27 protein-coding genes are annotated in these 23514 nt (G+C 46.7%); 2 read left to right on the forward strand and 25 right to left on the reverse strand.

The genetic code is table 11. The features are described from left to right. Nucleotides 1-123: 123 nt before the first annotated feature. From MLD56_RS14560 to MLD56_RS14570, 3 genes are all read right to left on the reverse strand, one after another. Nucleotides 124-726: a histidine phosphatase family protein gene (locus MLD56_RS14560; protein WP_029517351.1), complete on the reverse strand. Its 603-nt coding sequence runs from the start codon at nt 724-726 to the stop codon at nt 124-126. 70 nt (nt 727-796) lie between these two features. Next, nucleotides 797-1423 carry a hypothetical protein gene (locus tag MLD56_RS14565; protein WP_029517350.1) on the reverse strand — a complete coding sequence of 209 codons (627 nt, stop codon included), beginning with the start codon at nt 1421-1423 and terminating at the stop codon, nt 797-799. Beyond that, nucleotides 1420-2016: an RNA polymerase sigma factor gene (locus MLD56_RS14570; protein ID WP_013310707.1), complete on the reverse strand. Its 597-nt coding sequence runs from the start codon at nt 2014-2016 to the stop codon at nt 1420-1422. The genes MLD56_RS14565 and MLD56_RS14570 overlap by 4 nt, the downstream gene beginning before the upstream one ends. 683 nt (nt 2017-2699) lie before the next feature. Here MLD56_RS14570 and MLD56_RS14575 point away from each other — a divergent pair. After that, nucleotides 2700-3314: a class I SAM-dependent methyltransferase gene (locus MLD56_RS14575; RefSeq protein WP_029517349.1), complete on the forward strand. Its 615-nt coding sequence runs from the start codon at nt 2700-2702 to the stop codon at nt 3312-3314. A gap of 288 nt (nt 3315-3602) precedes the next feature. On the opposite strand, the gene MLD56_RS14580 is transcribed toward MLD56_RS14575, so the two are convergent. The 21 genes from MLD56_RS14580 to mtrB all read right to left on the reverse strand — a co-directional run bounded on the left by MLD56_RS14580 (nt 3603) and on the right by mtrB (nt 22641). Further along, the gene (locus tag MLD56_RS14580) at nt 3603-4691 is read right to left on the reverse strand and encodes a prephenate dehydrogenase (protein WP_029517347.1); all 1089 of its coding nucleotides are present in this window, start codon (nt 4689-4691) and stop codon (nt 3603-3605) included. A 26-nt stretch (nt 4692-4717) separates the two neighbouring features. Next, nucleotides 4718-5821: a histidinol-phosphate transaminase gene (gene hisC, locus MLD56_RS14585; RefSeq protein WP_029517346.1), complete on the reverse strand. Its 1104-nt coding sequence runs from the start codon at nt 5819-5821 to the stop codon at nt 4718-4720. Nucleotides 5822-5879: 58 nt separating this feature from the next. Then, entirely contained in the window at nt 5880-6686 is an 807-nt protein-coding gene (gene trpA / locus MLD56_RS14590) for a tryptophan synthase subunit alpha (protein ID WP_029517345.1), read from the reverse strand. Beyond that, a complete protein-coding gene (gene trpB, locus MLD56_RS14595) occupies nt 6683-7879 on the reverse strand; it encodes a tryptophan synthase subunit beta (RefSeq protein WP_029517344.1) in 1197 nt (398 codons plus the stop codon). The genes trpA and trpB overlap by 4 nt, the downstream gene beginning before the upstream one ends. Continuing rightward, complete coding sequence (locus MLD56_RS14600; RefSeq protein ID WP_029517343.1) at nt 7876-8547, reverse strand: phosphoribosylanthranilate isomerase; 672 nt, start codon at nt 8545-8547, stop codon at nt 7876-7878. Before MLD56_RS14600 ends, trpB begins: the two co-directional genes overlap by 4 nt. Then, nucleotides 8544-9338 carry an indole-3-glycerol phosphate synthase TrpC gene (gene trpC, locus MLD56_RS14605; protein WP_029517342.1) on the reverse strand — a complete coding sequence of 265 codons (795 nt, stop codon included), beginning with the start codon at nt 9336-9338 and terminating at the stop codon, nt 8544-8546. The genes MLD56_RS14600 and trpC overlap by 4 nt, the downstream gene beginning before the upstream one ends. After that, on the reverse strand, nt 9328-10374 hold the full coding sequence (trpD, locus tag MLD56_RS14610) for an anthranilate phosphoribosyltransferase (protein ID WP_029517341.1): 1047 nt from the start codon (nt 10372-10374) through the stop codon (nt 9328-9330). Before trpD ends, trpC begins: the two co-directional genes overlap by 11 nt. A gap of 34 nt (nt 10375-10408) precedes the next feature. After that, a complete protein-coding gene (gene trpE, locus MLD56_RS14615; RefSeq protein WP_029517340.1) occupies nt 10409-11959 on the reverse strand; it encodes an anthranilate synthase component I in 1551 nt (516 codons plus the stop codon). A 502-nt stretch (nt 11960-12461) separates the two neighbouring features. Next, nucleotides 12462-12836, reverse strand: coding sequence for a chorismate mutase (aroH, locus tag MLD56_RS14620; RefSeq protein ID WP_029517339.1), 375 nt, complete (start codon nt 12834-12836; stop codon nt 12462-12464). 2 nt (nt 12837-12838) lie between these two features. Beyond that, the gene (gene aroB / locus MLD56_RS14625) at nt 12839-13933 is read right to left on the reverse strand and encodes a 3-dehydroquinate synthase (RefSeq protein ID WP_029517338.1); all 1095 of its coding nucleotides are present in this window, start codon (nt 13931-13933) and stop codon (nt 12839-12841) included. Between the two features lies 1 nt (nt 13934). Further along, a complete protein-coding gene (gene aroC / locus MLD56_RS14630) occupies nt 13935-15104 on the reverse strand; it encodes a chorismate synthase (RefSeq protein ID WP_013310720.1) in 1170 nt (389 codons plus the stop codon). Between the two features lie 229 nt (nt 15105-15333). Next, nucleotides 15334-16134 carry a CheR family methyltransferase gene (locus MLD56_RS14635; protein WP_023989169.1) on the reverse strand — a complete coding sequence of 267 codons (801 nt, stop codon included), beginning with the start codon at nt 16132-16134 and terminating at the stop codon, nt 15334-15336. 30 nt (nt 16135-16164) lie between these two features. After that, the gene (gene ndk, locus MLD56_RS14640; RefSeq protein ID WP_029517337.1) at nt 16165-16608 is read right to left on the reverse strand and encodes a nucleoside-diphosphate kinase; all 444 of its coding nucleotides are present in this window, start codon (nt 16606-16608) and stop codon (nt 16165-16167) included. 110 nt (nt 16609-16718) lie between these two features. Beyond that, the gene (locus tag MLD56_RS14645; RefSeq protein WP_029517336.1) at nt 16719-17693 is read right to left on the reverse strand and encodes a polyprenyl synthetase family protein; all 975 of its coding nucleotides are present in this window, start codon (nt 17691-17693) and stop codon (nt 16719-16721) included. Further along, nucleotides 17690-18556 (reverse strand): menaquinone biosynthetic enzyme MqnA/MqnD family protein, encoded by an 867-nt coding sequence (locus tag MLD56_RS14650; RefSeq protein ID WP_029517335.1) that lies wholly within the window; start codon nt 18554-18556, stop codon nt 17690-17692. The genes MLD56_RS14645 and MLD56_RS14650 overlap by 4 nt, the downstream gene beginning before the upstream one ends. Further along, nucleotides 18513-19172: a UbiX family flavin prenyltransferase gene (locus MLD56_RS14655; protein WP_029517334.1), complete on the reverse strand. Its 660-nt coding sequence runs from the start codon at nt 19170-19172 to the stop codon at nt 18513-18515. The genes MLD56_RS14650 and MLD56_RS14655 overlap by 44 nt, the downstream gene beginning before the upstream one ends. A 5-nt stretch (nt 19173-19177) precedes the next feature. Beyond that, entirely contained in the window at nt 19178-20044 is an 867-nt protein-coding gene (locus tag MLD56_RS14660) for a UbiA-like polyprenyltransferase (RefSeq protein ID WP_029517333.1), read from the reverse strand. Continuing rightward, nucleotides 20037-20765 carry a demethylmenaquinone methyltransferase gene (locus MLD56_RS14665; protein ID WP_029517332.1) on the reverse strand — a complete coding sequence of 243 codons (729 nt, stop codon included), beginning with the start codon at nt 20763-20765 and terminating at the stop codon, nt 20037-20039. The genes MLD56_RS14660 and MLD56_RS14665 overlap by 8 nt, the downstream gene beginning before the upstream one ends. Nucleotides 20766-20774: 9 nt before the next feature. Further along, nucleotides 20775-21644: a heptaprenyl diphosphate synthase component 1 gene (locus tag MLD56_RS14670; protein ID WP_029517331.1), complete on the reverse strand. Its 870-nt coding sequence runs from the start codon at nt 21642-21644 to the stop codon at nt 20775-20777. A gap of 116 nt (nt 21645-21760) precedes the next feature. Then, nucleotides 21761-22312 (reverse strand): hypothetical protein, encoded by a 552-nt coding sequence (locus tag MLD56_RS14675; protein WP_029517330.1) that lies wholly within the window; start codon nt 22310-22312, stop codon nt 21761-21763. Nucleotides 22313-22410: 98 nt separating this feature from the next. Continuing rightward, complete coding sequence (gene mtrB / locus MLD56_RS14680) at nt 22411-22641, reverse strand: trp RNA-binding attenuation protein MtrB (RefSeq protein ID WP_013310730.1); 231 nt, start codon at nt 22639-22641, stop codon at nt 22411-22413. Between the two features lie 156 nt (nt 22642-22797). On the opposite strand from mtrB, the gene MLD56_RS14685 reads away from it, so the two are divergent. Continuing rightward, nucleotides 22798-22971, forward strand: coding sequence for a hypothetical protein (locus MLD56_RS14685; RefSeq protein WP_165146994.1), 174 nt, complete (start codon nt 22798-22800; stop codon nt 22969-22971). A 71-nt stretch (nt 22972-23042) separates the two neighbouring features. On the opposite strand, the gene MLD56_RS14690 is transcribed toward MLD56_RS14685, so the two are convergent. Beyond that, nucleotides 23043-23315, reverse strand: a complete 273-nt coding sequence (locus MLD56_RS14690; protein WP_013310732.1) for an HU family DNA-binding protein — start codon at nt 23313-23315, stop codon at nt 23043-23045. Nucleotides 23316-23514 lie beyond the last annotated feature (199 nt).

The following is a 23514-nucleotide window of genomic DNA, read 5'->3' on the forward strand; positions in this document are numbered from 1 at the left end:
TTACCTGTTGTACCCACAGCTTTGACGGATTGTTCAAACTCTAAACCTCTTTTTTTGCAAAGGTATAATTAAAAAACAAAAAAGACCACGACTTCTACGATGAGTAGAAGCCGTGGTCTTTTACTAACTTTTTGAGTTACAGTCACTTTTCTCTTGCAAATGCTTCGTGCAATTATACAAAAGTGGTGCCCAATCCATATCCTCACGCTGAAGTATACTAAGTGACAAATTGCCGATTCGTTCCGTGAATTTTTCCTGATACAGAGCCTTATACAAATTAGCCAAAAAACCGCCGTGGGAAACGACCAGCAGATTCTTGTCCCGATTTTCCGTCCAAATGGCCTCCATAAAACCTAGCCCGCGAAGCTGAAGATCCGCATCGCTTTCCTGCCCTAGATCCAGCAGATGCCAGTCGACTCCCCACTTCTCTTCACGCTCGGCCTGTGTCATGCCCTCGACCTGACCATAAGCACGTTCTCTTAGTCGATCATCAGATTCTAGCAACGGAAGATGCAGAGCAGAAGCAATAATCTCCCCGGTCTCTTTCGCTCTGGAGAGACTACTTGTAATAAGCCCGTCCCAATGATAAGACTCTCTCTTTAATCGTTCTGCAAGCAAGCGTGCCTGCTGGCGTCCTTCCTCATTTAACGGAATATCACTGTGGCCCTGGATTTTCCCTACCGCATTCCAATCCGTCAATCCATGTCTGATCAAGCCAATAAGCATCGTGTCTTTTCCTCCGCTGTTTTGTTATTCAGGCATTGTTATGAATTCATATTGGAGTCCAGCTGTCCTGCTAACTTCTGACCCTTCTCGTCCGATGGATCCAGCCCAGAGAAAATAAAGCAAGCGCAAGTGCCAGTACAGACAACAGCATCCAGTATTGCGGATAAGTAGGAACAATGCTAGCAACCAGCGGGTCCATAATGCCACTATTCACATCTTTAATGTGGTATTGATATTGTGGAGATGTACTTGTAGTTTCCAACAGGCCTGTCGGTAAAATACCCGTATCCATGACAGGAGCTGCTTGAGGGGGATTTTCCTTAGAGGAGCTTCCATTCCAGTTCAAAAACAAAAAGCTGCATAAAAATACGGCCAAGAAGCCAGCGATCCATACAGACATATACTTACGGGCTGCTGGGTTCACACGCGCACGTCGATGCTCACCCGGAACAAGCCACGGTGATTCTTCATAAATTCGATCCATGACTCTGCGATTCATGGCCTCTAGCTTATCATCTGTTATTTCAAAGGAAATATCACGAATAGCGGATCGATTTTCTTTTGACAAATCCCACTCTTTTTCTTCCGAACCATGTTCCCACCCAGCAGACGAGCTTTTGGCCCGTCTGCGCTCCGAGTCTTGTTTCGATACATTTTTGCCTGTAGCGAACAAATCCTCAGTGTCCCTGGATTTCATTGGCTGCTCATCCCTTCGTTTTCCTCATAGAGAGGCTCAAAAAAATAAGGCTCCAACTGCGTCTTCACACTGGTTCTTGCCCGGAAAAGCAACGACTTCACCGCACTGACGGTCTGTCCTAAAATAGTCGCAATCTCCTGATAATCTAATTGCTCATATTCACGCAAAATCAGCGCAGATCGCTGCTTCTCAGGCAATCTATTGATCGCTTCACGAACCATCTCTACCTTCTCACCGCGAAGGACAGCCTGCTCCGGAATTACATCCGATGGAGCTACCGGTACATAACCGCTCTCCTCCAATGGAACCTGACCGCTACGGTGCTTGCGAAGCTCACTTAGCACCGTATTGCGTGCAATTGTATATAACCAAGTGGAGAACGATGCGTCTACCTCGCGAAAAGAGTGCAGGCTCCGATACGCTTTGTAAAACGTCTCCGAGCATAAGTCCTCAGCAATCATTTCCAGGTTCGAACTTTTCAGCATATGATAAACAAAAGCTAAAATTTTACGTTGGTGACGCCTCATTAATTCTGAATAAACCTCAACATTACCTTGTTTGATTTCCTGAATCATCTGGGAATCTGTCATCATCCGAGTGAGACCCTCCTCGCCCATACATGTGCTGTTTTCCCGTTCGATTCTGTCTATATATACCGAACAGGTCAAAAAAAGTTGCGCCCTCTGCGCAAATGGATGAAACAGCATCATGGAACATTTGTTATTTTCTTACCCTATGTAGTGCCAACATTAACGGTGCTATCCCCAACAATATTCAACGTCCAAAATGGACTTACCCATTGTACCACAAAATGACCGCCAGTAAAAAAGTCCAAAATCCCCACGATTTCCATCAATGCCTCCCTAACGCTGGCAACTAATTCATTTATACAGCTTTTCAATGGATTTTAAATTTTTTCAAGATTAAATGACAAACCTACTGAAAGCGTGCCATCAAATAAACCAATAAGGATAATTACACAAAAAAAGAAAACGCTTTAAAAAAAATATTGACAAAATGAAAACGTATACATATAATAAAAGTACAGTATGGTTTCTCTCCACTCCTATCCTACTCAGCTACTTCACTAAAAGTAGCTACCACCCGGGGCTTTACCCGGGTGGTCTTTTTTTTGTTTTCCAATACTCCTCTTTACCTTACTCACCTACCCCATATGTGGGTTGATAAAATACATCAATATTTCACCAATTATTTGGTTGTCCTATTAAAACACATTATTATATAATTAATTTTTTCAATAGATAGGGGGCAGGAAATGAATAATAAGTGGAACAAGGCTGTATATAAGATTTGGTCTCCAATTTATGATAACTTTTTCAATTCAGGTAGCTTCCTCAATTCTAGAAAGATCATATTTCAAGAAAAGTCATTTAATAGCGAGCAAAAAATACTTTTTGTAGGTGTAGGAACTGGAGCAGATTTAGAATTAATAAATCACTACGGGCTGGATATTACTGCCATAGATTATTCACCTGAAATGCTTAACAAAGCAAAAGATAAATTTGCCAAAACCTCCATAAAATTCTTGGAAATGGATGCTCAACAAATGAATTTTATGGATGAGCAATTTGATATAGTAGTAGGAAGTTTAATTCTCTCAGTAGTACCTAACGCAAATAAATGCTTCGATGAGATGGTGCGGGTTTTGAAAAAAGACGGGGAAATTATTATTTTCGATAAGTTTTCTCCTAAAGGAAAAAAGCCCTCATTATTCAAAAAAACGATAAGGCCCGTTATTAAGGTGTTAGGAACCGATATAGGGTTGAATTTTGAAGAACTGTTTGAAACCCAAAAAACAAAACTGCGGATCAAAGAGGATGCACCTATAATGTTCAACGGTATGTATAGAAAGATAGTAATTACAAAATAACGCGTAGCTCCACTACCTCTTCAAGTAACAAAAAAGCGAGCGAAGAGAACCTTCACCCGCTTTAGATCTTTTCTTACTACTTCACTCCCAGAAAGTGTGGTGCTTTTAAGGCGGTCCATAGCGTAGAGGTTCATTTGAATCTGGAGAAGCGGAGCGCTCGCCTTTGCCTGCGGGATTTTCCCCTTTGTACATATATTCAGAAAATCCGCAGACAACAGCGATCGTAAGATCAAATGAATCGCGGAGCGCAGTCCCTCCTTTAACGAACACTCATACTTTCTTCACCCTTTATACCACCACTTTATAGCCCATCGAATCCAGCAGTGTCTTGGCACGCTCCCAATCCTGCTCTTGACGGAAGGAAAGCCGCATGATGCCTGGGACATCCTCCCGGCTTTCAATGATTTGCATATTGCTCAGATTAATGCTGTGATTCCCCAGTTCCATAGCAATTCGCCCGATAATCCCTGGGGTATCCGGTACATCAATATACAGATCAAACGTAGAGACGATGACTCCTTTACGACGCTCTGGCAGTTCACTGCGGAAGTGCCCAGCTGTTAAAAACTCGTCAGCGATTCCCTCACCGTCTTGTATTCTCAGTAAATGGGTAAAACGCTCAATCTGTCCGTTCCATTCTTCCAACAGACCTAGTAAAACTTCACGATTGCTCAGTAAGATGTCCCGCCACACAACCGGATCACTAGAGGCTATCCGTGTAATATCACGGAACCCACCGGCAGCCAATGTACAGTACAACGGATTTTCATCATTGTGCTTTCGCACCTGATTCACCAGCGCTGCTGCAATAATGTGCGGAAGATGGCTAATCGCACCGACAATGTCATCGTGCATAGCTGGTTCGACACGCACAACATGAGCATTAGTATATTTTAATAAACGTTCCAGCGAGCAGTATGCTTCCTCAGGCACACCCTCTGCCGGGGAAAGCACATAATATGCATTTTCAAACAGCAACGCGGAAGCAGCCTTTACACCGGAACGCTCCGAACCGGCCATCGGATGACCACCGATAAAGTAAGCATTGCGCAAAGAAATTTCTGATGCTTTTTTGGCAATTGCCGATTTCGTGCTGCCTACATCAGTGATAATACAACCCGCTTTAAGCGGTAGCCTGCTTAACAGTTCGAGATAATACTCCAATAAGCCCACAGGTACGCATAAAAAAATAAAATCGGCATCCTCTGCCGCTTCTTCAACCGAAAGAGTCGCGGTGTCCACGACACCACGGCTTAACATCGGTTCCATCAGTTCAGGGAGATGGGCATGGCCGACAACCGAAATATCCGGCTTCCCTTTAAAACAAAGTGCGAGGGACCCACCTATCAGTCCCACGCCAAAAATGGCAATCTTCATCAATTATCAAATCCCATCTGCGGAAATTATAGGCGTACTTTCGCCGCTTCCGCCCCCAGGACCTGTTCCAGCGCACGAATAAACAACTCATTTTGCGGTTGTGATCCAACGGACACTCTAATATATGTCGGATATTTGTGATGACCTGCGCGAATAATCACACCTTTACGAAGCAACTCCTGAAATACCTCACCGGATGGACGACGTACATCCAGCATAATAAAATTACCATGTGCTGGGAAAGAATCCAATCCCAGACGCTTCAGCTCATTTTGCAAATAAGCTCTGCCCTCTGCATTACGATCCCGGCATTCTTGAACAAATTCCTGATCTTCCAAAGCAGCAATAGCCGCAGCCTGTGCTACCCGTGAAGTATTAAACGGTTCACGAACCTGATTTATCAAGCGAATAATTGACTCAGCTCCCATACCATAACCAATGCGTAGCGAAGCAAGGCCATAGATTTTGGAGAAGGTGCGAAGTACAACCAGATTTTCATACACTGGCAACAAACGAATGCCGTCGGGATAAGAACGATCCGTTACAAACTCGGCGTAAGCTTCATCCAGCACAACCATGATATGCTTTGGTACTTGGTTCAAAAACGCAATCAGCTCCGCTTCGGGTACAATCGTGCCCGTCGGGTTATTTGGATTACATATCCAAATAATTTTTGTACGGTCATTGATGTGGGACAGCATAGCATCCAAATCATGTACACCATCACGCAAAGGCACCTCAACTGCAACCGCTCCCTCAATTTCCACGTTACTTTTATACACGGAAAATGTCTGATCGGCCATGATGCTTTCTTCTCCAGGAAGGAGGAAAGCACGCGTAATCAACGCAATAATTTCGTCAGAGCCACAGCCATAGATAAACTGTTCCTCTTTTAAACCCGTCCGTTTAGCTAGTGCCTGTGTCAAAGCTACCGCACTTCCATCAGGATACACACTAATGTTAGCAAACTCCTGCTGAATAGCCTGCAATACTTTAGGAGAGCTACCATACGGATTCTCATTCGAGGCGAGCTTGATGACTTCATCGAGTCCCAGCTCACGTTTTACGTCTTCAATCGGTTTACCGGGCTGATATACTGGCAAATGTACAATATGCGGTTTAGGTTGCATGCCCCTACCTCCTCTATCCAATCAGAACTATATTTACTACTTTATATTTTGACACCCATTATTGCTTTAATTGTGCCACAAAATTATGAATTTGCAAAAGACCTTCTTGCCTGCGTGCAGAATCATTCAGTAGCGGAATGGCCTCCTCTACCTGACGTACAATAGCACTACCAACTACAACACCATCGCAAATATTTGAGAAACGGGTTACCTGCTCTTGAGTAGAGATCCCGAAGCCAACCGCTACCGGAATATCCGTATGCCGTTTGACCTGCGCGATAAAGCCCTCTATACCTTCAAAAAAGGAAGCTCTTTCCCCAGTTACACCCAGCGAAGATACACAGTATACAAATCCACGGGCCTGACGGACAATTCGCTCGATCCGCTGTTCAGACGTTGGAGCCACCAGAGGAATCAGATGCACACCCACCTCTGCTGCCCGTCCTCCCAGCTCCTCCGCTTCCTCAAGCGGAAGGTCCGGAATAATAAGACCGCTGATACCGTGCTCCTGCAAGCCTGCAAAGAAAGCATCCATCCCCATCTGTAATACAGGGTTATAATACGTGAACAGAATAAAAGGCAGGTTTGAACCTGCCGCCCTAGCCAGAGAAGCTGTCTCCATGCACGTGCGGATGGAAATTTGCCGTTTCAGTGCACGCTCAGACGCGCGCTGAATTACAGGACCATCAGCCAGCGGGTCGGAATAGGGTACACCCAGTTCCAATATGTCAGCTCCGGCCGACTCTAACTGCCGAATGATCTCTATCGTCGTATCCACATCCGGGTCGCCTACCGTCAGAAAAGGAATTAATGCCGTTTTGCCTTCATTTTTAAGGCGATCAAACGCCTGATCAATTAAATTCATGACGGATTTCCTCCCAAATACTTGATAATGGAGTCCACATCTTTATCCCCTCGTCCAGACAAACAAATAACGATAATATCATCTGCCGTCAACGTAGGTGCCAGCTTGACAACCTGCGCAACTGCATGTGCCGACTCTAATGCAGGAAGTATTCCTTCGGTACGGCAGAGGAGCTGAAGCGCATCCAGCGCTTCCTGATCGGTGATCGGAACATATTGGGCCCGCTCAATATCTTTCAGGTATGAATGCTCCGGTCCAACACCTGGATAATCCAGTCCAGCCGAGATGGAATGCGCAGGTTGCACTTGTCCGTACTCATCCTGAAGCAGATAACTCATAGAGCCTTGGAAGACCCCTTGTGTTCCCTTGGTCATCGTAGCTGCATGGAATTCTGTTTCGACACCTTTTCCAGCGGCCTCCACGCCAATCAAAGCGACACCCTGATCCTCAATAAAAGGATAAAACATGCCGATGGCATTGCTTCCGCCACCGATCGCTGCCACAATGACATCCGGAAGTCTGCCTTCCTTCTCTAGGATCTGGCGACGCGTTTCATCACCAATCACGCGTTGGAAGTCCCGCACCATCATTGGATACGGATGCGGGCCGACAGCTGAACCCAAAATATAGAACGTATCATGGACATGGCTGACCCAGTAACGCAAAGCTTCATTTCCGGCATCCTTAAGTGTACGTGTACCCGATGTCACCGGAATGACCTCTGCACCCAAAAGCTGCATCCGAAAGACGTTCAGCTGCTGGCGCACAGTATCCTCTTCACCCATAAACACCTTGCATTCCAATCCGAGCAACGCAGCCACAGTCGCTGTCGCGACACCATGCTGTCCTGCGCCTGTTTCAGCAATGACCTTCTGTTTACCCATACGCTTCGCCAGCAATCCCTGAGCTAACGCATTATTGATTTTGTGGGCACCGGTATGATTTAAATCTTCGCGCTTCAGGTAAATTTTAGCCCCGCCCAAATGCTGGCTCAGACGCTCCGCATGATAAAGCGGCGTTTCCCGACCAGAATAGTCCTTTAGGAGCCCGTTCAACTCTGCTTTAAACTCGGGATCATCCGCGTACTTACGGTAGGATTCCTCCAATTCAATCAGTGCGTTCATCAACGTTTCCGGTACAAAACGTCCTCCAAATGTTCCAAAACGTCCGTTGTTATCAGGTAATTGTGTCATGCCTGCTTCACCCTTTCCACGAATGCTGTGATTTTTGCTATGTCCTTGACTCCGTTCGTCTCTACACCGCTGGATACATCCAGCCCATCGGGATGATACTCATGAACCAGCTTTTCCGCATTATCGGCAGTCAGCCCACCGGCTACAAACAAAGGAATTCCATGTTGATGGGTCCAAGCCTGATAGGCAGGAATTCGATCCCACGCAAACGTTTTTCCAGAACCGCCACCATACAGGGGATCGTATGTATCGAGCAGTAAAGCATCAATTGTTCCGACATAGGCAGCCAATTCGTCCGCCGAGCGTTCTCTCTGTCCTTGACTGTCCACAGACCATGCCTTGAATACCTGTATACCAAAATACTCCCTGATTTCCCGACAGCGCTCTGGACTCTCCTGTCCATGCAGCTGTATGACATCCAAGGGTGCTTTCTCCATCACATCATTTAACAGTGCATCACCTGGGTTCACAAATACGCCCACGCTGCGCGGTCTGCTGCCTGAGGTCCATTCATCCAATACGCGAAGCAGCTCTCCAGCCTGTACGCCGTCAATCCGGCGCTTGCTGTCGGCAAACACAAAACCTATATAATCGACCGGTAAGTTTACCATAGATTTTAGCACTTCAACGCTTTGAAGTCCACAAATTTTTACGCCCGTTTTGTTCATACTTTAATCCCGTCCATCAATTCGGTTACAGCCTGTCCCACATCTTCCTTGCGCATCAGATGCTCCCCTACCAGGATGCCGTGTGCACCCACCGAATGCAGATACTTTACATCTTCCGGTCCAGCAATTCCGCTCTCACTGATGAACGTAATCCCTTTAGGAATTAGTGAGATCAGCTCCTCCGTCGTCTGGAGACGAGTCTCGAATGTTCGCAGATTTCGGTTATTTACGCCAATCAAGGTTGCTGTCCCCAGCTCCAGCACCGCTTTAAGCTCCTCACTGTCATGCACCTCTACCAATGCGTCCAGCCCAAGGTTCTTGGCGATTTGTAAAAAGGACCCTAATACACGCGGTTCCAGTATAGCGGCAATCAACAGCACTGCATCCGCTCCCAGCAAACGAGCTTCATATATTTGCCGTTCATCAATGATAAAATCCTTTCGCAACAGCGGAATCTTCACCTGATCGCGAATCTGCTGTAAATATTCAGGACTTCCCTGAAAATACGTCACATCTGTCAGTACAGAAATGCAATCCGCTCCTGCTCCCTCATATGCACGTGCAATGTCCACCGGATGGAAATCCGGTCGAATCAGCCCTTTGGATGGGGAAGCCTTCTTCACCTCAGCAATCAGTCCGAGCGGACGGTTGCGTCCGCTCGCGATCGCATTTTCGAATCCTCTCGTCGCAGGTAAATCAGCAATTAATCGTTCAGCTTTACTTATTTGAAAATGCTCCTTAAGCTGCTCCACTTCTTGTCGCTTCGTCACCACAATTTTATCAAGATACATATTGATATTCCCCCGTTGCCTGTATTAATTGGTCCAGCTTGGAAAGTGCCCGTCCAGAGTCAATGGCTTCGGCCGCTCGTACTACTCCGTCCGTCAAGGTAGCTGCTGTGCCTGATACATAAATGCACGCTCCTGCATTCGCTAACACAACATCCCGATAAGCTCCATGCTCTCCGTTTAAAATTCGTCGTATGATATCTGCGTTAACCTGTGCGTCACCGCCCAGTACCTGATCAAGAGAATGCGTCTGCAAGCCCAAATCCGACGGATGAAGCTCGAACGTGTGAACCTTGCCGTCCCTTAGCTCGGATACTCGTGTCGCAGCTGAAATGCTAATTTCATCTAGTCCATCCAGACTACTGACAACCATGGCCCGTTTGGAGCCGAGCTGGTTCAATACCTCGGCAATGACTTCCGTTTTGCTGGCGTCATAAATGCCCAACAACTGCCGATCCGCACCAGCCGGATTCGTCAATGGACCCAGCATATTGAATACCGTCCGCACACCCAGTTCGCGGCGCGGCGCGGCGGCATGCTTCATAGACGGATGATACAGCTGTGCGAATAAAAAGCAGATGCCGATTCGGTCCAGACATGACCTAGCCTGATCACTCGTCAAATGAATATTGACTCCCAATGCCTCCAGGACATCAGCGCTCCCGGCACGGCCACTTGCAGAACGATTGCCATGCTTTGCTACCCGTACAGACATCGAAGCTGCGATGATCGCAGATACCGTGGAAATATTAAACTTGTGAATACCCGAACCTCCGGTTCCACATGTGTCCAGCAGACGACCGCTGCCTTCTTCAGCTTGCACTGGACTAGCGTAGCTACGCATAGCCTCGGCAAAACCAGTGATTTCATCTACCGTTTCCCCTTTGAGGCGAAGAGCCGTCAGTAGCCCGCCAATTTGCGCCTGTGTAGCACTTCCACTCATAATCTGTTCCATTACGCTACGGGCCTCCGTACGCGAAAGATGCTGTCCCTCCATGATCCGGCTTAACCCCACTTGCATCATGTCATGTCGTTCCATTGTCGTCTCCTCCTCAAAATCAGATTTTTGCGTGTTACGGAGTGTACAAATAATCCTGGTTGATGACGCTGTTATAGGGCTGTGTCGTTGCCGGGAACATCACTTCTGCCGTGCGGATTGCCTTCAGCAATGCCTTTGCTTTGTTCACCGTCTCCTGATACTCGCTTTCCGGAACTGAGTCCCACACAATTCCAGCGCCTGCCTGGACATAAGCCCGGTTCTTTTTAAACACAATCGTGCGAATCGTAATGCAAGCGTCCATATTGCCCGAGAAGCCCAAATATCCAATTGCCCCTGCATAGGGTCCACGTGCTTCCCGCTCCAACTCAGCAATAATCTCCATGGCCCGCAGCTTTGGTGCCCCTGATACGGTGCCGGCTGGCAGACAAGACAGGAAGGCATCGAAGAAATCTTTGTCCTCACGTAGCTCACCCGACACATTGGAAACAATGTGCATGACATGGGAATAGCGTTCAATCTCCATAAACGTATCGCATTTGACTGTGCCAAACTGTGATACACGGCCTAAATCATTTCTTCCCAAATCGACCAGCATCAGATGTTCTGCACGCTCTTTTTCATCGTTTAACAGTTCTTCAGCAAGTGCCACATCTTCTGTCTCCGTTACCCCACGCGGTCTCGTTCCTGCAATAGGACGGGTTTCTACCCGGCCGTTTTCCACCTTGACGAGTGCCTCAGGCGAAGTGCCTACGATGATCTCGTCATCCATTTTCAAATAATACATATATGGCGACGGGTTCATCGTGCGCAGCACGCGGTATACCTGTAAAGGAGAGGCCTCTGTATCAATGTGAAAACGCTGGGATAGTACAACCTGAAAAATATCACCGGAGCGGATATACTCCTTCGCCTGCTCTACGTTTGATATAAACTGTTCCTTCGTCACATTGGATTGAATCTCACCCAGTTCCACATCATCTGGAATGGAGGCCGATCCTAATCGCTCAGGCTGAGGCTGCTTGCGCAGATACTGTGCCGTTTCCTCCAACTTGCGTTCCACATCAGCATAAGCAGCTCGAATATCCTCATCGCGGAACCCTTCGCCTACATGAACATTGCCAACCAGCAAAATTTGCTGTTTCACATGATCAAAGACAATGACTTGATCGCAGAACATAAAACGAATATCATCCATATTCAAATCATCTACCGAGTGCTCTGGCAGCTTTTCATAGTATTGAAGCAGGTCATATCCAAAAAATCCGATAGCCCCGCCTGTAAATGGAGGCATTTCTTTCAGTTTCGGACTGCGGTATTTACGTAGCAATGCTTTGAGCGCTTCAATCGGCTTGTCGTTTAATATTTGCCGTTTACCGTGTTGTTCCAATATCAAACGTCCTTTTTTACCCGAGACCATTAGAAACGGGTCTGTACCGATGAACGAATGTCGCGCCCACTGCTCGCCTCCCTCTACACTCTCTAGCAGAAAGGCACGGTCCCGCTCGGCATACCGACGGAAAATCCGAATCGGCGTCTCCATATCAGCCAGCACTTTTTTGTACACAGGAATCAGGTTAAATTCACTCGCCATCGTTATCACTTGCTCCACATGCGGCGTTAACATGAGATCACTTCCTTTCCAAATTGGCGCAGAACCAAAGGAGAGAATATAAGAAAAACGTCTATCGACGTACCTTCACGGAGGCCAGACCGCGTGTAGCGGAAGTTTTTCTTGCGATTATAGAATTGTTCAGCTCCGCTGAAAATTTTATAAATTGTATAATCGTAAAAAAGCCTCTACCGGTAAGGTAGAGGCTGTCAGTTATTGAAATTATAAGAATGCTCCATATGTAAAATGACTACAGCAAATTGATAAGTATACACTCATCCCTTTGGTTTAACCGCGCAGGTTGCCTCAAATAAGCTTCTCTGTAGAAGAATATCTCTTCATAGACAAAAGCTTACCCGCTACCGCCGATCTCTGTAATCTCATATGGAATTGGCTAAGGCTGCACTCTTCTCATCTCAACTCTGTCTCTGGCTAACTCTACTCTACTTAACTCTGCTACACACACTATATCTCATGGGATGTTACTTTGGCAACCATCAACTTAAAAAACAGGCACTTATTTCCCTTGGGAAGCTAGATCCGGTCTTAAGGCCTGCGCTCCGTTCAAATATACATGTTTAATTTCCCGCTGGGATTTATCAGTGTTCACCTGTACCATCAGACGGATGCACTTGGGCAAACTACCTGCCACAGGAACTTCTAATGCACACATGAGCGGAACCATATCCCAGCCATCAAGCTGACGAATGGCCTTGGCTGGAAAGGCAGTATCCAGATCATGAGTCACCGTAATCCATACGTTACTAATATCCTCTGGCTGAATTTCATTGTAGGATACAATTTCCTCCAGTAGTTGGCTTGTTGCTTCCAAAATTTCATTTTCTTCATTATTCGCTACGGTCGTCGCGCCACGAATTCCACGATTGTACATCGTTACACCCCCTCTTTTAACTGTTCAATAACTCTTCGGATGTAAGAGACGGAAATATCCTTCACAACCTCCACGTGCCCGATGCTACGTGGGACGACAAAAGTAATGCTGCCTTCTTTGAACTTTTTGTCATGCATCATCGCGTCCAGTAGCCGATCTGTATCGAGATGTGACGGAAGGGAGGTCGGTAGCCGTAGTGAAGACAACATATCCTTCGTTGCATCTACCAAAGAAGGATCTGCCCCCAGCTTCACGCCCAACAGTGCGGAGCCGACCATTCCAATTGAAATGGCTTCCCCGTGTAAAAACTCACCATATCCCGCAATAGCTTCAATCGCATGACCAATCGTATGACCTAGGTTTAAAATAGCGCGCAAATCATGTTCTCGTTCATCGCGTGACACCACTTCGGCTTTAATGGAACATCCCTTTTCCAGACCGTACTCCAGAGCTGTCGCATCCAGTGCAAGCAAATCAGTCGCATGGTCACGGCACCACTGGGCGAAATTAGCATCCCAGATCAAGCCGTGCTTGATCATTTCAGCAAGCCCCGCAGATACCTCACGAGGAGGCAGTGTAGACAACGTATCTACGTCATACAACACAAGTTCCGGTTGATGGAAAGCTCCTATCATATTCTTCGCCAAAAGATGGTTGATGCCGACCTTACCGCCCACGCTACTGTCATGGGCCAGAATCGTAGTGGGGATCTGTACAAACTTGACACCTCTCATATAAGAAGCTGCCACAAATCCAGCCAAATCACCCACGACACCACCCCCAAGTGCAATAACGGCTGAATTGCGATCCAAGCCGCCCTCAATGGCTGCTGTTATGACCTGCTCAAATACAGCAAGCGACTTGGAGGCTTCACCTGGCTTAACGACAAAGGACACTGTCTTGTAGCCAGATGCCTGAAGATTGCTCTCCAATGTTGCCAAGTAGAATCCCGCTACATTTTCGTCAGAAACAATCAACAACGGGCTTTTTTGCGCAATTCCTCGTTCCTTCAACAACTCTCCCGCTCGATATAGCAGTCCTCGTCCAATATGAATAGGATAAGAACGTTCGCCAAGCTGTACCGTCAGCGTACTCATTTTAGTACCGCCCCAATTGTTCTTCGTAGGATGCAATATTCGCACGAATCTCTTCAATCGAATCCCCGCCGAATTTTTCTAGCAAAGCTTTTGCAATCTCCCAAGCTACCACATGCTCCATAACTACGCTAGCCGCAGGTACTGCACATGCATCCGAACGCTCAACCTGTGCAGTGAACGCCTCCTTCGTATCAATGTCGACGCTTTGCAGAGGCTTGTAGAGTGTGGGGATCGGCTTCATTACGCCACGAACCACAACTGGCATTCCATTCGTCATGCCCCCCTCAAAACCACCCAAACGATTGGTACGACGGTGATATCCACGTTCCTCATCATATAGAATCTCGTCATGCACCTGTGAACCGCGCAACTCTCCTGCTTCAAAACCGATGCCGATTTCCACGCCTTTAAATGCATTAATCGACATGACGCCTTGTGCGATACGTGCATCCAGCTTCCGATCATACTGTACATGACTGCCCAGACCAATCGGAACACCTTCTACAATACATTCCACTACCCCACCGACTGAATCACCTTCTTGCTTGATCAAATCAATATATGCTTCCATTTTCTTTTCGGTTTCTGGATCGGTTACTCTCACCGAGGAAGCTTCTGTCACCGCAATCAGCTCATCAATCGGCAAATCGCGGTAAGGAGCTTCGATTTCCCCAATACGGATGACCTGACCTGCCACCTTGATTCCGAACTCAGCCAGCAATTGACGAGCCAAACCGCCGCATGCCACACGAATTGCTGTTTCACGTGCGCTGGAGCGCTCCAGCACGTTACGAAGATCCTTCAGGTTGTATTTCATTCCGCCATTCAAATCCGCATGACCCGGACGTGGCCGGTGAACCCGACGCTTTTCTTCATCACTGCCTTCAATAGGCTCAATATTCATAATGTTCTGCCAGTGCTTCCAATCGTTATTTTCCACAACCAGCGCAATCGGTGCACCCGTGGTGTATCCGTGACGTACGCCTCCAGCAATCTTCGCCGTATCTTTTTCAATCTGCATACGCCGACCCCGTCCATATCCTTTCTGACGACGGTGCAGCTGAAAATTCAATTCCTCAAAATCCAATTTTAAATTGCTCGGCATACCCTCTACAATGGCAGTTAGCTGGGGACCATGCGTTTCCCCCGCGGTTAAATAACGTAAACTCATGACGCGTTCCCCCTTTAAACTGTTAAACTGTGCATCGCTAAAATCTTTAACTGTGCTTCATTATAGTATACGCACCTTTCTTTGACAAGAAAAGCCACGTGTATGCAGATAAACAAAAACACGCCTCTTAGCCAAAGGGGCTAAAGGACGTGCTTTGCTAATAAGCCAACCATCAATTACTCAAAGATATAAATAAGTCCCTATAAAACTTTGGATGATGTATGCAGGCTTATGCTTTTTTGCGATAAAAAAAGGTTTCCGTCGATTCCAGACCATATTGGTTAGGAGAAAAGATTTGCTCTGTGCTACCGACAAACAATACTCCGCCGGGACGAAGACTGGCTGCAAACTTTTGATACAACGTATGTTTGGCCTCTTCTGTAAAATAAATCATTACATTTCGACAGATAATGAGATCATAGCCATCCTCAAACCGATCCAGCAGCAAGTTTTGCTTTTGAAATTTCACGGCTTGTTTCAAACGGTCATCAATTCGATACATCGCACCATCCGGCTTAAAATATTTGCTAGCTACCTGCTCAGGCACATCCTTGAGCGAACGCTCCAAATATTTGCCTTCCTTGGCTTTTGCCAATGCACCATCATCAATGTCGGAAGCCGTAATGGAGCAATTCCCCAAAATCCCTTTACCGTCGAGAACCATAGCCAAGCTATAAGGCTCTTCACCAGTCGAGCAGGCCGCACTCCACAGCTTAAGCTTCTGCTTCCCCACAAGCAGTTGTGGCAAGATTGTATCTCGCAGCACTTCCCACCGATTGGGATTACGCCAAAATTCCGAAACATTGATCGTCATCCGATCCAGAAATTCATAGAATAGAGGTTTTTCCTTCATCATGGCATCATAAAAAGAAACAAAACTGGGAAACCCGTTTTTGTTGCGAAGCGTAGTTAACCGCCTTTTCATCTGTGCTTCTTTGTATTGTGCAAGATCAATACCTGTGCTGTCCTTGATTTTGCGGATAAACGCTGTGTAATCGGGGTCCGTCTGACCCAGTTCCATATCCGTCATGCTACCATCCTTCTTCATACGTAATTAAACTTACACCCAGGTCGCCACACTTTTTTCATACCGAACGGATTCTTCCGGCATGAAAAAATTTGCAATCTCGCGCTCTGCGCTCTCCGGTGAATCTGAACCATGAATGAGGTTAAACGGTGTATGTGCTGCAAAGTCTCCACGAATTGTGCCCGGAAGAGCTTCGGTTACTTGTGTTTTACCAATCAACAAGCGGGAAAGCGTAACGATGTTATCCCCTTCCCATACCATAGCAAACACAGGGCCTGATGTGATAAAACCTACAAGCTCTTCAAAAAAAGGCTTGCCCACATGCTCCGCATAATGCCGTTCTGCCTGTTCTCTTGATACTTGTACAAGCTTGCCAGCCGCCATTTTAAAGCCTTTGTCTTCCAGACGACTAATGATACGTCCAATCAATCCACGTTGTACACCATCCGGTTTAACCATCAAAAAAGTACGATCCATCGGCTCACTCCCAATCCAATCTAATGTATTTATACAGTACTAAACTGTATTGTAACAGAAAGCTTGGAACTGGTTAAAGCATTTTGTCACAGCAAACCCAAAACACAACTTTAGTAGGAGCGGCGTGTTACAAAATGAGCAATATCGCGTAGCGTCTTTTTTGTTTTGACATCTGGTAGTAAGTCCAGCGCGTTTAGCGCTTTATTAATATATCGGTCGGCGAGAATTTCAGCTTTAGCGATTCCTTCACTTTTTTTGATTATATCCACCGCTTTGCGTGCGTCTCCTAGCCCATCTCCATCCTGAATACGGCGGATTTCAGCCAGTAGATCTGCACGCAACTCAGGCTGTTCGAGCGCATAAATCACCGGAAGCGTAATATTCCCCTGTCTCATATCGCTGCCCGGCGGCTTTCCGATCTTTTTTTCTGTTCCGCACAGATCAAGCAGATCATCCTGAATTTGAAAAGCCATACCTACGTTATAGCCGTAGCTGTACAGCAGGGAATTGACACTTTCCTGTGCCTCTGCAGCCATAGCTCCCAGCTGGCAACTAACCGCAATTAATAAAGCCGTTTTGCGCCGTATGCGAAGCAAATAATTACGCACACTCTGATCCACATTAAAAAAATCACGAATTTGTTCCATTTCACCAATGGACATCTGCACCAGCGCTTTAGACAGTACCCGGTGAATGTCGGGATTCGGCAATCCAGCAGCAATAGACAGCGCACGTGCATATATGTAGTCTCCGGTGTACATAGCCACCCGATTGTCCCATTTGGACTTCACGGTGGGTTGACCGCGCCTCATTTCCGCATCGTCAATCACATCGTCGTGAACGAGAGAGGCAGAATGAATCAGTTCCAGAGGTACCGCTATACGCTTGAGCTTGTCCAGATCATATTCTCCAAACTTGCCTCCCAGCAATACAAATACGGGACGCAAACGCTTGCCCCCTGCTTTAAGCAGATGAAGCGACGTATCATTAATCAACGGCTCCGTACTATCGATACTGCGGTACAACTCTTCTTCTATAAAGTTCATATCCTTCTTTAATAAACCGAACAAATCCAATCGTTTCATTCTTTCACCCGTGTCAGCGTATTGTCACTCCAGAGAAGCGGCTTTACTCGTCGGTCAAGCAGCCCCAGTTCATGCGCATACTGAAAGTAAAGCTCTAAACCTTGTTGTTGCTTCTCTCCAAAATCATAACACAGATTAGTAAAGTAACGCTCCCAATAATCTCGCAGACCTCCAATTTCCTCGCATGCTTCAGAAATAACAGACGTCAAGTCCGACAGACTACGCTGCTTGCTTGCACGGAACGCACTCGCAGTTTCAGCCACCGCTGCGGGATTTTGAGCAGCAACAGCACGTCGTACTGCCCATACAGCAAAAGTCATACTGTAGCCCGTCCAGCGCTTCCACTCTTCTCCGAGGTCCGTAACATACAGACCTTCGTTTCGCCAAGATGCCTTAATCGCGTGATCTCCAATCAGTAGCCCCGCATCTGCCTGTTCCAGCATCAAGTCAAGATCCGGTTCACAGTCAAAATAGGAAGGCTGACCTTCCCATGCCTTTTGCATCAAAATTTTCAACAAATTCACGGATGTAGCAGAGGTATTTGTTAGTGCAATGGTTCCGTTTTTGATTTCGTCCAGCGGCTTGCGTGAAAATAGTAAAATGGATTGCACAGGACCATCTGCACTGACGGATAAATCCGGCAACAGTAGCATTTCCTCAGCACCGGATGCATACGCAAAGGAGGACATCGCACTGATATCCAAACTCCCATTCAACATACCTTGATTCAATTCAGCCGGAACTTTAGAAACCATCTCCGCCGAATGGAGAAGCTCAGAAGGATTAAAATAATGAAAAATAGGCCAAGCATTTGTATATTTAATTTTTCCGATTGTGATTGTCTTGGTGTCCGGTGTCGGCATCGGAATCCCCCCATCTCGTAAACAGTTGATGTTCTATACGCAAGCTGTCCAATACTTTGCCTACGAGGAACAGCACAATATCATCCAGCGTCTTCGGATGAAAGTAAAAAGCCGGCATGGCCGGAATCATTTTGACGCCAAGTCTCGCAAGCTTAAGCATGTTTTCCAAATGAATGGCATGTAGAGGCGTCTCACGAGGTACAAGGATCAGCGGACGACCTTCCTTCATCATCACGTCCGCTGCCCTCGCCATGAGATTGTCGGACGAACCGTGTGCTACTGCTGACAACGTCCCCATCGAGCATGGCATGATAATCATCGCATCCACCAAATAAGAGCCGCTCGCAATCGAAGCTCCAATATCTGTGAACGGATGGTATACAAGAGAACCGGGACGGCCTCCGAATTGTTCATTCAAAGCCCCTTCCCGGTCAGTTACATTCCAGCCCAACTCCTCTTTCAACACCCGCCAGCCAGCATTAGACACGATCAGGTGAACTGTGTATTGCAAGTCCAGCAGAGTCTCTACCAGTCGCACACCATAAATGCTTCCGCTCGCGCCTGTAATGCCAATAACGATTCGTTTGCCTTGATGTTCGCTCACCTGATTATTCATTAGTATTAACGCACCACCAAATCAATCAGTGTAAAGGCAAATACGACAGTGCTAAGTACACCGTTCATAGTAAAGAATGCCGTCTGCAAACGACTCAAATCTTTTGGAGATACGATATAGTGCTCATAAAATAAAATAATGTACGAAATAATCATGCCCGCCAGATACCACCAGCTTAAATCTGCAATAAAGAACAGTACAATAAATCCGATCGCCGTAATGACGTGAAATGCCCGAGCGATGTTCAATGCACCTGCTACACCAAAACGGGCAGGAATAGAATAAACTCCTTCGTTTTGGTCAAAATCTATATCCTGACAAGCATAAATAACATCAAATCCAGCCGTCCAAAATGCGATCGTTAGATACAGAACGATAGCGGTCAAATCTATTTGTCCCGTTACTGCAACCCACGCGCCTAGTGGCGCCAAACCAATGGTCAGACCAAGTACAATATGGCAAAGCCAAGTGAAACGCTTGGTGTAAGAGTAAAAAACGAGCATAAAAAAGGCCAGCGGGAACAGCTTGAACGCCAGCGGACTTAACTTGAATGATGCCCAGAATAACAACACCAGACTGACGATAATGAAAATTACCACTTCGCTTGATTTAAGCAACCCTGCCGGGATAGCGCGTCCTGCTGTGCGCGGATTTTTCCCATCAATCACCCGGTCGATCATACGATTGAAGCCAAAAGCAGCGCTGCGTGCGCCAACCATAGCTAGCAGGATCCAGCCGATCTGCGGCCACGAGGGAAGGTTGCCTGTCACAACAACTGACCCCAATACAGCCCCCATGAATGCAAATGGGAGCGCAAATAACGTATGTTCAATTTTAATCATTTCCAAAAAAATAGCAATTTTCTTAAACATGCTGACTCTCCTTGATTCCAATGTGCAATGCCGCAATGCCTCCGGTGAGAGAATGAGCCTGAACATCCTTCAATCCGACTTCACGGAAGATGCCAGCCAACTCATCCCTTCCTGGAAAAAGCGCCAACGAATCAGGGAGCCATTTATACTGCTCATAACGTTTGGCGAACAATTTGCCGAGCATGGGCAAGATGTGTTGAAAATATGTGTAGTAAATTCCCTTGAACGGCTGCCAAGTAGGTTTGGACAATTCTAGACATACGACCTGCCCGCCAGGTTTGACGACTCGTTGCATCTCCTGTAACACGTGGCGCAGATCAGGTACGTTACGCAGACCGAAACCAATCGTTGCATAATCAAATGAATTATCTTCATAAGGCAGTTCCATCGCGTTGCCCTGAACAAGCTTAATTTGCTTTTCCCGGGATTCTGATATAATTTTACGCTCGCCAACATTGAGCATGTTCTGACTAAAATCGAGTCCTACGATGTGACCACTTTCACTTGCTCGCGCCATCGCAAGCGTCCAGTCACATGTACCACAGCAAAGATCAATTGCCGTATCGCCGCGACGCATGTTCATTTTTTTCATTGTAAATTTCCGCCAAGCCTTATGTCTGCGAAAGCTCAGTATATCGTTCATCAAATCGTATTTACCTGCTATGCTTTCAAACACGCCATGAACGAATTGCTCTTTCGGCTTGGTGTCGCTTGATCCCATCACGTTCACCTAACCTTCCCTCACAACTGGGTGCGGACTATTTAGCAGCTTTAGGAAAGGCTCAAGCATGCGTTCAAATTCCTCGATCCCTGTATTTTGATCATCTGACAGGATCTGCCGGATGTGTGTAACTGCCGTGCGAAGCTTGTCCAGTATCGCATCCTCGGCTTTGTATTTCAGAACAAGCTTACGCCATGCTTCAGTGTCAGTACCACTCTCTGAAAGCAACGCTTGCTCGTTCCGATCCCCGTTACCATAAATATGCCAGAACATATATCCGAAACGGGACTTGTCCGGTTCTGTCCGCTTACCCCATTCCTCCATCAAGGTATCACAGAGGGCAAATTTGTTGAGAAGCTGCTTCCAAATTTCCTGATCCTGTTCTGCTACAAGTGAAGTGAATGATAAAAAAAGCTCCTTTTTGAAACGAACCATCTGAGTTAAATACTGAGTTGCATCCAGGCGGAATTGCTTCATTCCCCAGTACAGACTCATTTTCCCTGCGTTCACTTCACATACAGCATCACTCAGCTTCGAAATGGCCGTAATGCGGCCTGCCAGTGCAAGCAGCTGATAAAAACGACTGCTAAAATAGTCCCCAGCTAACACTTTCAGCTGTCTGGAACGCATCTCCTCCGGGCTCCGTATACCGGATAAAGTATCAATCATATCATGCGTATCCAGCCCCATCTGCACAAGTGAGGTTACCAATGCGTACAGTTCGTCCTCACTGGCATGCAGCTCCTGCGCATTCCGGTTCAAAAACACAAACATCAAACGGGTACGGCTGTCAGGAAAAGCCGGCATTTCCGTATGTTGTTGAATCATGTCGTATTCCACATATTTCCTTGCTAATTGGGGTACGCGATACGGTTTCATCCTAAGCCTCCGAGACATGACTTTCTGCTATACTCAAATAATTGCAATGCCTTATATTATATCACAATTTAAAATGATTCGCGACTAAAGTACTGTAGGTCCACCGGCAGAAACATCTAATCTGTATATACACCGTTAAACCTGTTTTGCCACATGGGCGTTACTGTAATGCGGAAACGGGATTTCAAATCCTCTGGCAATTCCGCGCCTTCCCGGCTTCTCAGCTGTTCCAATGCCTCGTTCGTCCACTCGTTCCGGCGTATATCGGATGCAAGCAGCAAATGACGTTCTCCTGACCATTCGTCCTGCGTCACCACCCGAAGCAGCAATTGCCGCACATTCGTCGTTCCGTAAAAGCTAAAAGCGGCAATCTCCGCCATGTTTTGATAAATCTCTAGCGGGGCAGTTTCTTCCTTGGACAGTTTGACATCCAGGGTCAGGACTGAATGTTCCCAGCTTGCGCTTGCAATCGGTGTAGTCAACGGTAGCTCATTCAGCGTATCCACCAGATTGTCATCTGACAGCAGCACCCGTTGCTGAGGCGAAATCGTCGCCTGTGTCTCACGAACTGCTGCGGTTCCTGAGTCCAGCACTTGTAAAGACGGCAGCAACACAGCTGCTGCGATGGTTATGAGAATGGAGCCACCGAATACAATCCAAGGTTTCATCAGAGCCTCCCCTGACCTCTACCTCATAATGTGGGTTTGCTACGGTAAAGGTCCTCACTCTCATTCTACAACAAAAAAAAGCAGGCTATGCCTGCATTTTAATCCTCCGTATCTACTACCCCGTGCTTGGTCATCACAACGGCTTTGCCGCGAATTTTAATAGCAGAAGTATGATCCGTAAATTGGACAATCAGTACCTCGCCCTTGTCCAATTTTTCTGAATGATGCAAGCGTGTATCCTGGCCTCTGGTCAAACCAAAAACCTGACATCCGTTGCTTTTCGCTTTAATTACGACGTACTCACTGCTACCCGTCACGTTATCTTCCATATCCTTTTCCTCCCTGAGAGCCGAAGCTATACTTTTTATGATGGAGATTCAAGCTTGTTTTGTCAACTACATGCTTCCCGTGCTCCTGCAATAATTAGCATGTCCCGAGCCATACTATCCGTGCAGTCCCATCTATTAAAGAAAGGAACGGATCTGATGAAAAACTACCTTCCCGCCAATCTCAGTCCTGCCCAAATCGAACGGCTTCAACAGCTGGAGCATGAATTTGCCGAGCTAACAGGTGAACCCCTAGTGCTGATCGCTTATGCCTCGCGAAACGGCAGGGCAGCTTCCTCTTCTCCAGTCCATAGCACCCCTACCACGAAGTAAACAGGACAAAAAGAAAAGGCCGTGAATCAAATTCACGGTCTTTTCAGCGCATTGGGAATATGTAAGAAATCTTATTTAATTCCGTCTTTAAGCGCTTTACCCGGTTTAAATGCCGGAATTTTGCTCGCAGGGATTTCGATTTCTTCTCCTGTTTGCGGGTTACGTCCTTTACGTGCGGAACGTTCACGAACCTCAAAGTTCCCGAAACCTACCAGTTGCACTTTATCTCCGCTTTGCAACGCTCCAGAGATCGCCTCAAATACTGCATCGATTGCTTTGGTTACGTCCTTCTTGGACAATTCAGTGCTTTCAGAAACCTGATTGATCAAATCCGTTTTATTCAACATATTCACCTCCCAATTCAAGTGTAGTCCAGCATTTAGGTTATCGGTGTTAATGACCGATATGAGGTCGCCTGTATAAAATAACCCGGGCGGCGTACTGCCTTCCATAATGTTATCATCTGTTTCCGTTTCGTCGTTAAATATACATAGAATATACCTAACCTCCGCAATATAGGCCGAAACTGGCGTTTTATGGCAC

The sequence above is a fragment of the Paenibacillus peoriae genome, assembly GCF_022531965.1.
GTDB classification, from domain to species: Bacteria; Bacillota; Bacilli; order Paenibacillales; family Paenibacillaceae; genus Paenibacillus; species Paenibacillus polymyxa_D.

Bases quoted from the DNA above. Each gene is read 5' to 3' on its own strand.
- trpC (WP_029517342.1), bottom strand. From the start codon at position 9,338: ATGTATCTTGATAAAATTGTGGTGACGAAGCGACAAGAAGTGGAGCAG.
- MLD56_RS14565 (WP_029517350.1), bottom strand. From the start codon at position 1,423: ATGAAATCCAGGGACACTGAGGATTTGTTCGCTACAGGCAAAAATGTA.
- MLD56_RS14560 (WP_029517351.1), bottom strand. From the start codon at position 726: ATGCTTATTGGCTTGATCAGACATGGATTGACGGATTGGAATGCGGTA.
- MLD56_RS14570 (WP_013310707.1), bottom strand. From the start codon at position 2,016: ATGATGACAGATTCCCAGATGATTCAGGAAATCAAACAAGGTAATGTT.
- aroB (WP_029517338.1), bottom strand. From the start codon at position 13,933: ATGAGTACGCTGACGGTACAGCTTGGCGAACGTTCTTATCCTATTCAT.
- MLD56_RS14635 (WP_023989169.1), bottom strand. From the start codon at position 16,134: ATGACGGATATGGAACTGGGTCAGACGGACCCCGATTACACAGCGTTT.
- MLD56_RS14575 (WP_029517349.1), top strand. From the start codon at position 2,700: ATGAATAATAAGTGGAACAAGGCTGTATATAAGATTTGGTCTCCAATT.
- MLD56_RS14670 (WP_029517331.1), bottom strand. From the start codon at position 21,644: ATGAAACCGTATCGCGTACCCCAATTAGCAAGGAAATATGTGGAATAC.
- MLD56_RS14665 (WP_029517332.1), bottom strand. From the start codon at position 20,765: ATGGGATCAAGCGACACCAAGCCGAAAGAGCAATTCGTTCATGGCGTG.
- mtrB (WP_013310730.1), bottom strand. From the start codon at position 22,641: ATGGAAGATAACGTGACGGGTAGCAGTGAGTACGTCGTAATTAAAGCG.
- MLD56_RS14600 (WP_029517343.1), bottom strand. From the start codon at position 8,547: ATGAACAAAACGGGCGTAAAAATTTGTGGACTTCAAAGCGTTGAAGTG.
- MLD56_RS14660 (WP_029517333.1), bottom strand. From the start codon at position 20,044: ATGTTTAAGAAAATTGCTATTTTTTTGGAAATGATTAAAATTGAACAT.
- MLD56_RS14655 (WP_029517334.1), bottom strand. From the start codon at position 19,172: ATGAATAATCAGGTGAGCGAACATCAAGGCAAACGAATCGTTATTGGC.
- MLD56_RS14685 (WP_165146994.1), top strand. From the start codon at position 22,798: ATGAAAAACTACCTTCCCGCCAATCTCAGTCCTGCCCAAATCGAACGG.
- trpA (WP_029517345.1), bottom strand. From the start codon at position 6,686: ATGAATTTAATTGATCAGGCGTTTGATCGCCTTAAAAATGAAGGCAAA.
- hisC (WP_029517346.1), bottom strand. From the start codon at position 5,821: ATGCAACCTAAACCGCATATTGTACATTTGCCAGTATATCAGCCCGGT.
- trpB (WP_029517344.1), bottom strand. From the start codon at position 7,879: ATGACACAATTACCTGATAACAACGGACGTTTTGGAACATTTGGAGGA.
- aroC (WP_013310720.1), bottom strand. From the start codon at position 15,104: ATGAGTTTACGTTATTTAACCGCGGGGGAAACGCATGGTCCCCAGCTA.
- trpD (WP_029517341.1), bottom strand. From the start codon at position 10,374: ATGGAACGACATGACATGATGCAAGTGGGGTTAAGCCGGATCATGGAG.
- MLD56_RS14645 (WP_029517336.1), bottom strand. From the start codon at position 17,693: ATGAAACGATTGGATTTGTTCGGTTTATTAAAGAAGGATATGAACTTT.
- MLD56_RS14580 (WP_029517347.1), bottom strand. From the start codon at position 4,691: ATGAAGATTGCCATTTTTGGCGTGGGACTGATAGGTGGGTCCCTCGCA.
- ndk (WP_029517337.1), bottom strand. From the start codon at position 16,608: ATGGATCGTACTTTTTTGATGGTTAAACCGGATGGTGTACAACGTGGA.
- MLD56_RS14650 (WP_029517335.1), bottom strand. From the start codon at position 18,556: ATGCCGACACCGGACACCAAGACAATCACAATCGGAAAAATTAAATAT.
- MLD56_RS14675 (WP_029517330.1), bottom strand. From the start codon at position 22,312: ATGAAACCTTGGATTGTATTCGGTGGCTCCATTCTCATAACCATCGCA.
- aroH (WP_029517339.1), bottom strand. From the start codon at position 12,836: ATGTACAATCGTGGAATTCGTGGCGCGACGACCGTAGCGAATAATGAA.
- trpE (WP_029517340.1), bottom strand. From the start codon at position 11,959: ATGTTAACGCCGCATGTGGAGCAAGTGATAACGATGGCGAGTGAATTT.